General features: G+C 73.0%; 13 protein-coding genes. 10 read left to right on the top strand and 3 right to left on the bottom strand.

Annotated features, from left to right (window positions below; translation table 11 throughout):
* Positions 1-19: 19 nt before the first annotated feature.
* The 3 genes from AC1DP1_RS03225 (at position 20) to AC1DP1_RS03215 (ending at position 2,653) form a co-directional block, all read left to right on the top strand.
* Positions 20-616 (top strand): hypothetical protein, encoded by a 597-nt coding sequence (locus tag AC1DP1_RS03225; RefSeq protein WP_300046782.1) that lies wholly within the window; start codon positions 20-22, stop codon positions 614-616.
* A 147-nt stretch (positions 617-763) separates the two neighbouring features.
* Positions 764-1,234, top strand: coding sequence for a type II toxin-antitoxin system PemK/MazF family toxin (locus tag AC1DP1_RS03220; protein ID WP_457187218.1), 471 nt, complete (start codon positions 764-766; stop codon positions 1,232-1,234).
* 9 nt (positions 1,235-1,243) lie between these two features.
* Complete coding sequence (locus AC1DP1_RS03215) at positions 1,244-2,653, top strand: ABC transporter substrate-binding protein (RefSeq protein WP_457187220.1); 1,410 nt, start codon at positions 1,244-1,246, stop codon at positions 2,651-2,653.
* 6 nt (positions 2,654-2,659) lie between these two features.
* Here the strand turns inward: AC1DP1_RS03215 and AC1DP1_RS03210 are convergent, their stop codons facing one another.
* Positions 2,660-4,009, bottom strand: a complete 1,350-nt coding sequence (locus AC1DP1_RS03210; protein ID WP_477505607.1) for an HRDC domain-containing protein — start codon at positions 4,007-4,009, stop codon at positions 2,660-2,662.
* A 4-nt stretch (positions 4,010-4,013) separates the two neighbouring features.
* Positions 4,014-4,634, bottom strand: coding sequence for a DUF3000 domain-containing protein (locus AC1DP1_RS03205; protein WP_477505606.1), 621 nt, complete (start codon positions 4,632-4,634; stop codon positions 4,014-4,016).
* 71 nt (positions 4,635-4,705) lie between these two features.
* On the opposite strand from AC1DP1_RS03205, the gene hemE reads away from it, so the two are divergent.
* Positions 4,706-5,752 (top strand): uroporphyrinogen decarboxylase, encoded by a 1,047-nt coding sequence (gene hemE, locus AC1DP1_RS03200; protein ID WP_477505605.1) that lies wholly within the window; start codon positions 4,706-4,708, stop codon positions 5,750-5,752.
* Here the strand turns inward: hemE and AC1DP1_RS03195 are convergent.
* Positions 5,718-6,764: a LysR family transcriptional regulator gene (locus tag AC1DP1_RS03195; protein WP_457187229.1), complete on the bottom strand. Its 1,047-nt coding sequence runs from the start codon at positions 6,762-6,764 to the stop codon at positions 5,718-5,720. The genes hemE and AC1DP1_RS03195 overlap by 35 nt on opposite strands.
* Positions 6,765-6,926: 162 nt before the next feature.
* Between AC1DP1_RS03195 and AC1DP1_RS03190 the strand changes: the two genes are divergently transcribed.
* The 6 genes from AC1DP1_RS03190 to AC1DP1_RS03165 all read left to right on the top strand — a co-directional run bounded on the left by AC1DP1_RS03190 (position 6,927) and on the right by AC1DP1_RS03165 (position 13,335).
* The gene (locus AC1DP1_RS03190; RefSeq protein ID WP_477505604.1) at positions 6,927-8,231 is read left to right on the top strand and encodes an acyl-CoA dehydrogenase family protein; all 1,305 of its coding nucleotides are present in this window, start codon (positions 6,927-6,929) and stop codon (positions 8,229-8,231) included.
* A 171-nt stretch (positions 8,232-8,402) separates the two neighbouring features.
* A complete protein-coding gene (locus AC1DP1_RS03185; protein ID WP_477505603.1) occupies positions 8,403-9,629 on the top strand; it encodes an SfnB family sulfur acquisition oxidoreductase in 1,227 nt (408 codons plus the stop codon).
* Positions 9,630-9,648: 19 nt separating this feature from the next.
* A complete protein-coding gene (locus tag AC1DP1_RS03180) occupies positions 9,649-10,791 on the top strand; it encodes an LLM class flavin-dependent oxidoreductase (protein ID WP_457187235.1) in 1,143 nt (380 codons plus the stop codon).
* Positions 10,792-10,874: 83 nt separating this feature from the next.
* Positions 10,875-11,372, top strand: a complete 498-nt coding sequence (locus AC1DP1_RS03175; protein WP_457187237.1) for an NADPH-dependent FMN reductase — start codon at positions 10,875-10,877, stop codon at positions 11,370-11,372.
* Positions 11,369-11,989 carry a flavin reductase family protein gene (locus AC1DP1_RS03170; RefSeq protein ID WP_457187239.1) on the top strand — a complete coding sequence of 207 codons (621 nt, stop codon included), beginning with the start codon at positions 11,369-11,371 and terminating at the stop codon, positions 11,987-11,989. The genes AC1DP1_RS03175 and AC1DP1_RS03170 overlap by 4 nt, the downstream gene beginning before the upstream one ends.
* On the top strand, positions 11,986-13,335 hold the full coding sequence (locus tag AC1DP1_RS03165) for an MFS transporter (protein WP_477505602.1): 1,350 nt from the start codon (positions 11,986-11,988) through the stop codon (positions 13,333-13,335). Before AC1DP1_RS03170 ends, AC1DP1_RS03165 begins: the two co-directional genes overlap by 4 nt.
* Positions 13,336-13,365: the final 30 nt, after the last annotated feature.

Genomic DNA, 13,365 nt, shown 5'->3' with positions numbered 1-13,365 from the left:
CGCGTCCTAGGGTGGACCGGTGACCGGCCGCCAGCACCACCGCCCGATGACGCCCGGCGACGGGTTCTTCGCCGACATCGTGGGAGGAGCCGACCCCGCGCAGGTGCGCGAGGCCGGCGACCTGGCCGCGACCGTGCTCGTCCGGGGCGCCCGCGAGTCCGGTGACCCCGAGCTGGCCGAGCGCGTGGTCCACCTCGCCGACACCGAGGGCCTCGAGACGCTCGCGGAGGTGTGGTCGGGCGCTCCCGCCGACACGCTCGCGGGGAGCCTGTGGCGGCTGTTCCTGCTCCGGTCGTGGGTGCACGCCGACCCGGACCGGGTGGCCAGGGACTACGAGGCCGGGCAGCGTCGCGTCGACGTGGCCCGCGTCGTCGCCGGGGTCGCCGACCCGCCCGGCCCCGACGAGCTGCGCCTGATGGTCGACGAGGTGCTGCGCGGGATCACGCGCGGCGACTTCGCGGTCACCCTCTTCCGCGCCGCCGCCTTCGCCCGGATCGTCGCTGCCGGCCGCGCCGCCCTCGGCAGCGCCTCGCACGGGGAGATCACCCGGATGCTGACCCTGTCGGAGCAGCTCGAGGCCGCCGGACACGTGGAAATCAGGGACAAGCTCGCCTGAGGCGTTAAAATATCCGTGAGTGCGTCGGGCTGTGGCAGCCCCGGGTCCCAAAATTAGCCGCTACGAGCGGCCACGCGCCGTGAGGCGCTCCCGGTCCGGCGCACTCACTCACCCGGATGGTGTCGGCGTCCGGTCTAGGCTCCCGGGATGAGCATCGGCAAGCGCATCGGCGCCTTCATCTCGGGCATCTCCAGGCCCGGCACGACCGCCACCGGCACCACGTCCGCACCCGCCCCCGGTCCCGGCGCGACGTACGCCCCCGAGCGCGACGGCGAGCCCGACCCCGGCGAGGTCGTGTGGGCCTGGGTCCCCTACGAGGACGACCCGAGCCAGGGCAAGGACCGGCCGGTCCTGGTCCTCGACACCGACGGGGACGGCTGGGTCGGGCTGATGCTCAGCAGCCAGGACCACGACCGCGACGCCGAGGACGAGGCCCGCTGGGGCCGGCACTGGATGGACGTCGGCACGGGCGGGTGGGACTCCCAGGGCCGGCCCAGCGAGGTGCGCCTCGACCGGCTGATCCGCCTCGAGCGCGACGGCGTACGACGTGAGGGGGCCGCGCTGGACGAGACGATCTTCACTGCCGTCGTCGAGGCTCGGCGTGGTCTGTCCCGATAGGGTCTGCCCGTGTCTCGCCCCTCCTTCCGCCGCAGCGCCCTGCTCGCGACGGCCCTCACGGTCGCCCTGACGACAGCTGCGTGCTCCGGTGACGCCGAGCCCCAGCCCGAGCCGACCCGGTCGCCGAGCAACGGGCAGTCCGGCAAGCCGACGGAGAAGCCGCGCGAGGTCACCTTCGGCGCCTACGGCACCGACGAGGAGGTCGCGGCCTTCCAGAGCGTCGTGGACTCCTTCAACGCCTCCTCCACGACCCGCAAGGTCACCCTGCAGTCGTGGCCCGACCACGAGTCCGCCCTCGCCGACGTGCTCGCCGGCAACGCGCCGGACGCCTTCCTCACCTCGCGCATCGACCTCGACCAGCTCGTCGAGGGCGAGGCGCTGCAGCCGGTGAGCCTGCTGCTCGACGAGCGCGGCGTCGACTTCGGCGACCGCTTCTCCCGCGACGCCGTCGACGCCTTCGCGATGGACGACGAGCTCCAGTGCATGGCCTACTCGGTGTCCCCGATGGTCGTCTACTACAACACCGACCTCGTCGACTTCGACAAGATGGAGCGGCGCGGGCTCGACGTGCCGAGCGTCACCGACGAGGGCAAGCGCGAGCGCTGGACCCTGGCCGAGTTCGAGGCGGCCGCCCGGTTCGCGTCGCGTCGCGGCGACCCGCGCGGCGTCTGGATCGATCCGACCCTGCAGGGGCTGGCGCCGTTCATCTACTCCGGCGACGGCCAGGTCTTCGACGACGACCAGGAGCCGACGTCCCTGGCCTTCTCCGACGACAACACCCGCGAGGCGCTGAGCCAGACGCTCTTCATCCTCCGCGACTCGTCGCTGACGCCGACCAACGCCCAGCTCGCCCGGGCCACGCCCGTCCAGCTCTTCAAGCGGGGCGAGCTCGCGATGGTCGCCGGCTTCCGCAACCTCGTCCCGGAGATGCGCGAGGCCGACGACCTCGACTTCGACGTGCTGCCGATGCCGACCATCGACACCCGCGCCACCGTCGGCGACATCAGCGGGCTGTGCATCTCGGCGGACTCCGAGGTGATCAACGACGCCGCCGACTTCATCGCCTACGCCGTGTCCGACGCGGCGATCGCGACGGTCGCCTCGACCGGCTACATCGTCCCGGCCAACACCTCGGTCGCCGCCTCGCCGGAGTTCCTCGCTCCCGACGACGAGCCGGCCAGCGCCGAGGTCTACAACCAGAGCATCCGCTACATGGTGGTGCCGCCGTTCATCGACCAGCGCGAGGAGCTCATCGAGGCGGTCACGCCGTTGCTCGAGCAGCTCGTCACGGCCCCCGGCCCGCTGGACCTCGAGGCGACGACCGAGGAGATCGACCAGACCTCCCAGGAGATCCTCGCGCCCGAGGAGACCGAGTCGCCCGAGCCCACGGAGGACCCGAGCGAGTCCCCGTCGGAGTAGCCGGCGCTACTCGCGCTCGGCGCCGAGGATCGCGCCGACCAGCGCGCCGGTGACCAGCCCGGCCTGCCAGGGCCGGGCGCCGTAGGACGCCAGCTGGGCGCGGACGGCCTCGGCCAGCTCGGCCGGCTCCCGGGTCGCCGGCGGCGCCCACATCAGCCGGCGGAGGTAGTCGGGGGTGAGGAGGTTCTCCACCGGGAGGTGGTGCACCTCGGCGAGGTTGAGCATCGCCTCACGGGCGGCCTTGAAGCGGCGGTCGGCGACCGGCTCGCGGTCGGCCCAGGTGCGGGGGTGCGGGGGGCCGTCGCCGCGCGGGGCGCGGGAGGGGAGGTCGTCCTCGTCCATCTCGCGGGCCTGGCGCAGCGCCTCCACCCAGGCCGGGGCGTAGCGGCTCGCCCCTCGACCGTGGAAGCCCTGCGTCGCCAGCAGTGCCCGGCGGTCGGTCGGCATCGCCGTCGCCGCGACCACGATGGCCGAGTCGGGCAGGATCCGGCCGGGGGTCACGTCGCGCTCGGCGGCGATGGAGTCGCGGGCCTCCCACAGCGCCCGCGCCGCGCCGAGTGAGCGTCGCCCGCGCAGGCGGTGCACCCCAGACGTACGACGCCACGCGTCGACCCGGACGGCCGGCTCGAAGCCCAGCAGGTGGTCGAACTCCTGGCGCGCCCACTCCGCCTTGCCGGCCCGCTCGAGCTCGGTGGCCATGTGGTCGCGGAGCTCGACGAGGACCTCCACGTCGAGAGCGGCGTACTCGAGCCACGGTGTGGGCAGCGGGCGCGTCGACCAGTCGGCCGCGGAGTGCTCCTTGCGCATCCGCTGCCCCAGCACCGTCTCCACCAGGGTGGCGAGCCCGACGCGGGGGTAGCCGAGGAGGCGGCCGGCGAGCTCGGTGTCGAACAGGCTGGTCGGGGTGAGGCCCACCTCGCGGAGGCACGGCAGGTCCTGCGTGGCGGCGTGCAGGATCCACTCGGTGCCCTCGAGGGCCTCCTGGAGCGGGGCCAGGGTCGTCATCCCGATCGGGTCGACGAGCCACGTGCTGGCCCCCTCGCGGCGCAGCTGGATGAGGTAGGCGCGGTTGGAGTAGCGGTAGCCGGACGCCCGTTCGGCGTCGATGGCGACCGGCCCGGTCGCCGCGGCCAGCGCGGCGCACGCCTCGAGCAGGCCCTCGTCGGTGTCGACCACGTCGGGGAGGCCGTCGCGCAGCTCGAGCAGCGGCGCAGGCGGCGGGGGCGGGGCGTCGTCCTCGACCGGCGTCCCGTCCAACCCGGAATCGGGTCCGGTGGCGGGTGCGGCGTCGACAGAGTCGTCCGGCTCGCCCTCGAGTCGGGCTCCGGCGGGGGAGTGGTCCGCGTTGTCGGGCATCGGGTCAGGTGCCGCGCTGCCCGCGTCGGCTGGGGATGGCCGTCACGCCCTCGGGCACCGGCGGCAGCCCGACGGCGGTGCACATCAGCTCGCCCCACGCCTCGACGTGGGCGGTCATGTCGAGCCCGCCGTCCTCGTCGACGTCGGGCGTCCACGAGGCGCGGATCTCGACCTGGGCGGTGCCGGTCTCGTCGGCCATCCCGCCGAAGCTCTCGGTGGTGACGCACGTGACGGTGCCGGACGCGGCGTGGTGGCCGGCACCGTGGGCGTCGAGCGCCTCGACCAGCCACGACCAGCCGACGGCGGCCAGCATCGGGTCGGAGCCGAGCTCGGGGTCGATGTCGGCGCGGGCGTAGGCCACGCAGCGGAAGGTGCCGTCCCAGGCGTCGTTGCCGGCGGGGTCGTGAAGCAGGATCAGCCGCCCGGTGCCGAGGTCCTCCTCGTCGACCGTGACGTCGCCGCTCAGTGCCGACGACCACGGCGCGATCCGCTGCGGCGCGGGCATCTCCTCGCAGAGGACCTCCGGGCGCAGCGAGGCCCGACGCATGGACTCCACAGCCGCGCGGAACTCCGCGGGCCCAGCCGCGGGAGCGTTGCCCGGGTGGGTCTCGTGACGGGCCACCATGAGGTCAGAGTAGGCCAGCGCCCGGCTCCGCCGATGTGCCGCCACGCCGCCTGACCTGCGAAGATTCGCGGGTGACCGACGCTGTGCGCACGCCCCATCCCGGACTGGCCCAGAGCCCCTTCCTCGCGGCGGCGCGTGGCGAGGTGCCGTCCCACACCCCGGTCTGGTTCATGCGTCAGGCGGGTCGCTCCCTGCCGGAGTACCTCAAGGTGCGCGAGGGCATCGGGATGCTGGAGTCCTGCATGGACGCCGACCTGGTCACCGAGATCACCCTGCAGCCCGTACGCCGCTACGGCGTGGACGCGGCCATCTTCTTCTCCGACATCGTGCTGCCGCTCAAGGCGGTCGGCGTCGACCTCGACATCAAGCCGGGTGTCGGCCCGGTCGTGGCCTCACCGGTGCGCACCATGGCCGACGTCGAGGCCATCCCCGACCTCACCGACGAGCACGTCCCCTACATCTCGCAGGCCGTGCGCCAGCTCGTCGCCGAGCTCGGCGCCACACCGCTGATCGGCTTCGCCGGGGCGCCCTTCACCGTGGCGTCGTACCTCGTCGAGGGCGGGCCGTCGAAGGAGCACGCGAAGACGAAGGCGATGATGTTCGGCGCCCCCGACGTGTGGGACGCGCTGATGCGCAAGATCGCCGGCATCGCCGCGGCCTACCTCCGCATCCAGGTCGAGGCCGGGGCCTCGGCCGTGCAGCTCTTCGACTCGTGGGCCGGTGCCCTCACCCCGGCCGACTACCGCGCCTCCGTCATGCCGCACTCCGAGCGGGTGCTCGCCGCGGCGGGCGAGCTCGGCGTGCCGCGGATCCACTTCGGCGTCGGCACCAGCAACCTGCTCGGCCTGATGGGCGAGGCCGGCGCCGACGTGGTCGGTGTCGACTGGCGTACGCCGCTGGAGCACGCGATCCCGCTGGTCGGCGACCGGGCGGTGCAGGGCAACCTCGACCCGACCCTGGTCTTCGCGCCCACCGAGGTGATGACCGCGCGGGCGGCCGAGATCATCGAGGCCGGGCGGCGCGCCAAGGGCCACATCTTCAACCTCGGTCACGGCGTCATCCCCTCGACCGACCCGGGTCAGCTCACGGCGCTGACCGAGTTCGTGCACGGCTTCTAGCCTCGCCGAGGCTGATGGGCGTCACCGGCGTCAGGTCCGCGACCAGTTCCGCGACCAGCTCGGCCGGGGTCTCGGTGGCGGGGTCGGACGCGGTGGCCGGCAGCTCGACCGAGGACAGGTAGATCCGGGCCTGGCGCACCAGTGCCCGCTGCAGGTCGCGCAGCGGCTCGGGCACCCGCTCGGCCCGGCGGCGCAGCATCAGCAGCGTCACCGTCGTCTGGTCGGTCTGGATGGGACGCGTGGTGAGCACGCCCGCCTCGACGAGCGGGTCGGCGACGATCGAGAAGTCGGGCAGCACCGAGATGCCGAGCCCGGCGGCCACCATGGCCTTGCCCATCTCGGCCCCGTCGGTGGCGTACGTCGTGCCCGGCAGGCTGCCGGCGAAGAGGCGGTGCGCGTAGCGGTGCATCACGAACCCGGGGCGCATGAGGACGTGCGGTTCGGCGCGGAGGTCGTCCACGGTGACCCGCTCCTTGGCGGTCAGCGGGTGCCCGACGGGGAGGCAGGCGACCGGCGTGCCCTCGATGAGCCGGTCGGCGACGAGCGTCGGCGGCACCTCGTCGCCGGGCAGGACGTTGACCAGGCCCAGGTCGAGCGATCCCTCGGCGAGACCCTGCTGGATGTCGACCTGCCGACCGTTGACGACCTCGACGCCGCCCGAGCCGTGGCGGGCGTGCAGGTCCCGCAGGGCAGGGGCGAGGAGGCTGGCTGAGGCGGTGACGACCGTGCCGATGCGCAGGTCGCGCCGGCGGGCGGACTGCTGGCCCGCGGCCTGGCGCAGCCGGTCGACCGCCTCGAGGACCTCGGTCATGTTCTGGAGCAGGTCGAGTCCCTGCCGGCTGATCCGCGACCCGGTGCGGCGGCGGTCGAGCAGCGTCGTGCCCAGCTCCTTCTCCAGCTTGGTCACCGCCTCGCTCAGCGCCGGCTGGGAGATGTGCATCGCCTCGCTCGCGCGGCGCAGCGAGCCGTGCTCGGTCACCGCCGCGAGGTACTCCAGCTGTTCGATCCGCACGCTCTGCTCCTGCCGGGGGGTCTGGTCTGGCTGTCTGGGTGGGGCTGTCGGGTCGGTCGGGTCGCGGGGTGGACGGCAAAACCTGCTACCGGGAGTTCGTGTCCGCGACGTCGATTCCCTAAAGTCTACTAAGTAACTATACAAAACGGGAGGAACTCACCCATGACCACCCTGCGTGTCCGGCCCACCCAACGCCGGATCGACTCCGCGACCGACCCCCGGTCCACCGACTGGAGCGCGGTCTTCGCGTCCATCTCCGAGGGCGCCCTCCAGCGCGAGGTGGACGGAGAGCTGCCCGTCGAGGCGGTCCGCCTGCTCAAGTCCGAGGGCTTCGGTGCGCTGCGCGTGCCGGCCGCGTCCGGCGGCGGCGGGCTGGACCTCGTCGGCCTCGCCCGGCTGTGGATCGAGCTCGCCGCCGTCGACGCCAACCTGCCGCAGGCCTTCCGCGGGCACTTCGCCCTGGTCGAGGACCGGCTGTGGCACCACGCCCGCACGAGCGACCAGCGGGTGTGGTTCGACCGGTTCGTCGCCGGCGAGATGGCCGGCAATGCATGGTCCGAGGTCGGGTCCGACATCGACCTGCCACGCACCGTCCTGCGCCCGCGGGCCGACGGGTCCTACCGGCTCGACGGCACGAAGTACTACACGACCGGCACGATCTTCGCGGAGTGGACCGACGTGCACGCGCGCCTGGCGCTGCCCGGGCACCCCGACGAGGTGGAGGACCCCACGGCGATCGCACTCGTCGACACCCGCGACCCGGGCGTGCGCACCGTCGACGACTGGAACGGCTTCGGCCAGAAGGGCACCGGTAGCGGCACGACGACGTTCGACAACGTCGGCGTCCCGGCCGACCACGTGCTGCCGTTCGAGGACCGGTTCCCCTACCAGACCGCGTTCTACCAGCTGAACCTCCTCGCCACGCTCACCGGCATCGCCAAGGCGGCGCTCCGCGACGTGGTCGACGCCGTGCAGAAGCGCACCCGCAACTTCTCCCACGCCAACGCGCCGCGGGTGCGCGACGACGCCCAGGTGCTGGCACTGGTCGGCGGGATCGCCGCAGCGGTCTACGCCGCCGAGGCCGCCACCTTGCGGGTGGCAGGCAGCATCCAGGCCGTCGCCGACGCGCCCCTCGCGAGCGCCGAGGAGATCGCGGCCCTCGTCGAGACGAGCGAGATCGAGTCGTCCACCGCCCAGGTCGCGGTCTCCGAGCTGGTCCTGCGGGCCACCTCCGACCTCTTCGACGCGCTGGGTGCCTCCGCGACCGCCCGGCCCCTCGCGCTCGACCGCCACTGGCGCAACGCCCGGACGGTCGCCTCGCACAACCCGCGCATCCTCAAGGCCCGGGTCGTCGGCGCGCACATCGTCAACGGCACGCCGCCGCCGTACGCCTGGTCGATCGGCGGGACGCGCCGTCGCCAGGACTGGGACGACACGCGGCCCCGCCAGGGCGACGCCGCCGGCTGAGACCGACCGGTCACGCACCGGCCCCGGAGGGGGTGGGGGCGGTGCCTTGCGTTGCCTGCAAGGCGCCACCTTCCACCCCCTCGACATCCCCGCGCGACGTCGGTCCACGGATGGGGCATCGTCGCTGCTACCTTTGTCTACAAGATCTATAGAGTTTGTGTTGGAGGAGAGATGAGCGTTGCCGTCGTCCCGGAGGTCGGGGCCGTCCCGGTGCTGTCCCACGACGAGGCGATCGCGGTCGCCACGGAGATCGCCACCGGGCTCGCCGCCACGTCGCTCGAGCGCGACCGCGACCGCCTGCTCCCCGGGCTCGAGCTGGACCGCCTCTCGGCCTCGGGCCTGCTCGCGGTCACGGTGCCGACCGAGCACGGTGGCGCCGGGCTCCCGGTCGAGACGCTGGCCGAGGTGTTCCGCATCCTCGCGACCGGCGACCCGAGCGTGGCCCAGGTGCCGCACAGCCACTTCGTGTACGTCAACGCGCTGCGGCACCAGGGCACGCGTGAGCAGCGGTGGTTCTTCTTCCGCGAGGTGCTGACCGGCAAGCGGTTCGGCAACGCGCAGTCCGAGGTCGGCACCAAGCACGTCCGCGACATCCGCACCACGCTCACGCCGGCCGGCAACGGGCGCTGGACGCTCAGCGGCACCAAGGGCTACAGCACCGGCGCGCTCTTCGCCGACTGGATCCCGGTGCTCGCCCGACAGGACACGCTGGCCGCTCCCGGCACCGGCCCGCTCCACGTGGCCTGGGTCGAGCGCCAGGCCCCCGGCGTCAGCGTCACCGACGACTGGGACGGCATGGGCCAGCGCACCACGGCCAGCGGCACCGTTCAGCTGGACCAGGTCGAGGTGACCACCGACAGGATCACGCCCTACCACCTGACCTTCGAGGGCCCGCAGACCTACGGCGCCTTCGCGCAGGTGCTGCACGCCGCCCTCGACGTCGGCATCGCCCGCGCGGCGCTCACGGAGGCCGCCGAGTTCGTCCGGACCACGTCGCGTCCCTACCCGGACGCCGGCGTGGACCGGGCGGCCGACGACCCGCTGGTCGTGCAGGCGCTCGGCGAGATGGAGCTCGACGTACGCGCCTCGGAGGCGCTGCTGCGCGAGGCCGCCCGGGCCGTCGACGCGGCCGACGCCGACCTCACCGCCGACAGCGCGGCGACCGCGAGCCTGGCCGTGGCCGCCGTACGAGCCCACTCCGCGCGGGTGTCCGTCGAGGTGTCGAGCCGGCTCTTCGAGGTCTCCGGCACCCGCTCGGCGCTCGACTCGCTCAACCTCGACCGCCACTGGCGCAACGCCCGCACCCACACCCTGCACGACCCGGCCGCCTGGAAGGTGCAGCACCTCGGCAGGTACGTCGCCGACGGCACGCCGCCGCCCAACCACGGCCAGCTCTGACCCCGCGAAAGGATCATCGATGAAGTTCCACTGGTTCCTGCCCACCAACGGCGGCGACGGCCGGCAGGTCGTCAGCGGCGGCCACGGCGTCTCCCACGGCGCCGGCGGACGCCCTGCGAGCGTCCCCTACCTCGGGCAGATCGCCCGCAGCGCCGAGCAGCTCGGCTTCGAGGCCGCGCTCACCCCGACCGGCGCCTGGTGCGAGGACGCGTGGCTGACCACCGCGATGCTGGCGCCACTGTCGGAGCGGCTCAAGTTCCTCGTCGCCTTCCGGCCGGGAATGACCTCGCCGACGCTGGCCGCCCAGATGGCCGCGACCTTCCAGAACCTCTCCGGCGGCCGGTTGCTGCTCAACGTGGTGACCGGGGGCGAGTCCCACGAGCAGCGCGCCTACGGTGACTTCCTCGACAAGGACGCGCGCTACGAGCGCTGCGACGAGTTCCTCGAGATCGTCCGCCGGTTGTGGACCGGTGACGAGGTCACCTTCGCCGGCCGTCACCTGCGGGTGGAGCAGGCGCGCCTCCAGCAGCTGCCCGACCCGGTCCCGGGCATCTACTTCGGTGGCTCCTCGCCGGCCGCCGGCTTGGTGGCCGCGAAGCACGCCGACGTCTACCTCACCTGGGGCGAGCCGCCGGCCGCCGTGGCGAAGAAGATCGCGTGGATCCGTGAGCTCGCCGAGCAGCAGGGGCGCGAGGTGCGTTTCGGCATCCGCATGCACACCATCAACCGGGACACCTCCGAGGAGGCGTGGGCCGAGGCCGACCGCCTGCTCGAGGGCATCGACGACGCCGAGATCCGCCGCGTGCAGGAGGGCCTGAAGAGGTCGGAGTCCGTCGGCCAGCAGAACATGCTCGCCCTCAACAACGGCTCGCGTGACGGCCTGGAGATCCACCCCAACGTCTGGGCCGGCGTCGGCCTGGTCCGCGGCGGGGCCGGCACCGCGCTCGTCGGCAGCCACGAGGAGGTGGCCGACCGGATCGAGGAGTACGCCGCGCTCGGCATCGAGGAGTTCGTCCTCTCGGCCTATCCGCACCTCGAGGGCGCCTACCACTTCGGTGAGGGCGTGCTCCCGGTGCTGGCGAAGCGGGGCCTGTGGACCAACCCGGCCCCGGTCGCTGCCAGCGCGTCAGTGCCGTTCGGCGGCCAGCGGGCCGCCTCATGAGTACCCCACGACCTTCTTCTCCTCCGCTTCGCTCCCCCGAACAACGCCGCGGGGACCCCAAGGGCAGTGCGAGAGTCGCCGTCGTGGTCGGCAACCCCAAGCCACGCTCGCGCACGTACGAGTCCGCGCTGATCCTCGCCGACCGGCTCGGCGGCGCCGACCTCGTGGTCGATCTCGCCGACCACGCCTCGGAGCTCTTCGACTGGGGTGCGCCACGCGTCACCGAGCTGGTCGAGGAGGTCGCCTCCAGCCTGGTGGTGGTCGTCGCCAGCCCGACCTACAAGGCGACCTACACCGGGCTGCTCAAGGCGTTCCTCGACCGCTTCCCGCACCAGGGGCTCGGCGGCGTGACCGCGATCCCGCTGATGCTCGGCGCGTCACCGGTCCACTCGCTCGCCACCGAGCACGGGCTCCGCCCGCTCCTCGTCGAGCTGGGCGCGTCCGTGCCGACGCGCGGGCTCTACGTCCTCGACTCCGAGCACGACCGGCCCGAGACGTACGACGCGTGGTTCGCCAGCGCGCAGCAGCTCCTGCCGACCCTGCCCGCTCCCACCCCCTCCCTGGAGGTGTCGTCCGCATGACCGCACACGCCCAGTCCCGCGACACGTCCGTCCCGGCCATCGACCAGCGCGCCCTGCGCGACGCCTTCGGCGCCTTCCCCTCCGGGGTCGTCGCCGTCGCGGCGTCGGTGAAGGGACAGCTCACCGGGATCGCCGCGTCGTCGTTCACCTCCGTGAGCATCGACCCGCCCCTCGTGTCGTTCTCCATCGCCACCTCGAGCTCCACCTGGCCGCTGCTGCGCGAGGCCGAGCACCTCGGCATCAGCGTGCTGGCCGACCACCACGACGCGGTGTGCCGGCAGCTGGCCGGCCCGCGCGAGGATCGCTTCGCCGGCCTGCCGTTCAAGGTCACCGGCAACGGAGCGGTGCTGCTCGACGAGGCCGTCGCGACCTACGACTGCTCGCTGCACGAGGAGGTCGTCGCCGGCGACCACGTCATCGTGCTGCTCGAGGTGCACGAGGTCGGCGCGGGAGGCGGCGAGCACCCGCTCGTGTTCCACCGCTCGACGTTCGCCAAGCTGCACCGCGACGACCTCGACCCCTCACGCCTCGACGGCCGGATCAACGGCGCCGAGGTCGACCGGGGTGCCCGCGAGTCGGGCTCGACGGCTCGCGACGGCGCGGAGGACGCGGCATGAGGAACAAGCACACCGGCGCGGCCGCCGACGTACCCCCGTCCCCGCGCCGCGTCGCCCTCGCCTCGGCGGTCGGCGCCACGATCGAGTGGTACGACTTCTTCCTCTACGGCACGGCCGCCGCGGTGGTCTTCGACAAGCTCTACTTCAACGGCCTGGACGGACCGGCCGCGCAGTTCGCGGCCTTCGCGACCTTCGCCGTCGGGTTCTTCGCCCGACCGATCGGCGGCCTGATCTTCGGCCACTACGGCGACCGCATCGGGCGCAAGCAGATGCTCCTGCTGACCCTGGTCATCATGGGTGTCGGCACCGCGCTCATCGGCATGCTGCCGACCTACGACCAGATCGGCGTCTGGGCGCCGATCGCCCTCGTGCTGCTGCGGGTGCTGCAGGGCATCGGCGTGGGCGGCGAGTACGGCGGCGCCGTGCTGCTCGCCGTGGAGTACGCCCCGGCCGGGCGCCGCGGCTTCTACGGCAGCTTCGCCCACATCGGCGTGCCCGGCGGGCTCGTCCTGGCCGCCGGCGCCTTCTCGCTGGCGGGGATGCTGCCCGAGGAGGCCTTCCTGGCCTGGGGCTGGCGCGCCTGCTTCCTGGTGAGCATCGCTCTGCTCGGCATCGGTGCCTACATCCGCCTCTCCGTCATGGAGACCCCGGAGTTCGCCAAGGTCCAGGAGCGCAAGGAGATCTCGAAGCTGCCGCTGCGCGACCTGCTGCGCGAGCAGCCGCGGCCGCTGCTGCTCGGCATGGGCACGCGCTACATCGAGGGCTTCACCTTCAACTTCTTCTCGGTCTACCTGCTCGCCTACGTCGCGACCAACCTCGAGCTGCCGCGCAGCTGGGCGCTGGACGCGATCCTCGTCGGGGCGGCGCTCGGTGTCGTGCTCGTGCCGATCGCCGGCGCCCTCAGCGACCGCGTCGGGCGCAAGCCGGTCTACCGGGTGGGGGCCTGGATCGGCCTGCTGTTCGCCTTCCCGGCGGCCTTCCTGGTGCAGACCGAGAACCGCTGGGCCATCTCGCTCGTCTTCGTCGTCGGCCTCGGCGTCATCTACGGCACGGTCTACGGGCCGCTCGCAGCCTTCTGGTCCGAGCTGTTCGACACCCGCTACCGCTACACGGCCCTCAGCACGCTCTACCAGGTCTCCGGCATCCTCGCGTCCGGGCTGACGCCGCTCATCGCGGCGTGGCTGGTCACCCGCGGTGACGGGACCCTGTGGTGGGTCGCGACCTACAACGTGGCGGTCGCCGTGGTCTCGCTGACCTGCGCGCGGTTCCTGCCCGAGACCCGCGGCCGCGGGCTCGACAGCGCCGACCCGATGCTGGAGCCCGTACCCGAGCGCGTCCCGGCCTGAGGGTGCACACTGGCTGACGCGTAGACACGC

This window comes from Nocardioides sp. P4_G10 (assembly GCF_056401175.1).
Note: the sequence above shows the minus strand (reverse complement) of the source record. Positions and strands in the feature narration are given on the sequence as shown.

Excerpts from the sequence above, each read along its gene's own strand:
- AC1DP1_RS03220 (WP_457187218.1), top strand. The coding sequence starts at position 764 with ATGAGCATCGGCAAGCGCATCGGCGCCTTCATCTCGGGCATCTCCAGG.
- AC1DP1_RS03210 (WP_477505607.1), bottom strand. The coding sequence starts at position 4,009 with ATGCCCGACAACGCGGACCACTCCCCCGCCGGAGCCCGACTCGAGGGC.
- AC1DP1_RS03205 (WP_477505606.1), bottom strand. The coding sequence starts at position 4,634 with ATGGTGGCCCGTCACGAGACCCACCCGGGCAACGCTCCCGCGGCTGGG.
- AC1DP1_RS03190 (WP_477505604.1), top strand. The coding sequence starts at position 6,927 with ATGACCACCCTGCGTGTCCGGCCCACCCAACGCCGGATCGACTCCGCG.
- AC1DP1_RS03185 (WP_477505603.1), top strand. The coding sequence starts at position 8,403 with ATGAGCGTTGCCGTCGTCCCGGAGGTCGGGGCCGTCCCGGTGCTGTCC.
- AC1DP1_RS03180 (WP_457187235.1), top strand. The coding sequence starts at position 9,649 with ATGAAGTTCCACTGGTTCCTGCCCACCAACGGCGGCGACGGCCGGCAG.
- AC1DP1_RS03170 (WP_457187239.1), top strand. The coding sequence starts at position 11,369 with ATGACCGCACACGCCCAGTCCCGCGACACGTCCGTCCCGGCCATCGAC.
- AC1DP1_RS03165 (WP_477505602.1), top strand. The coding sequence starts at position 11,986 with ATGAGGAACAAGCACACCGGCGCGGCCGCCGACGTACCCCCGTCCCCG.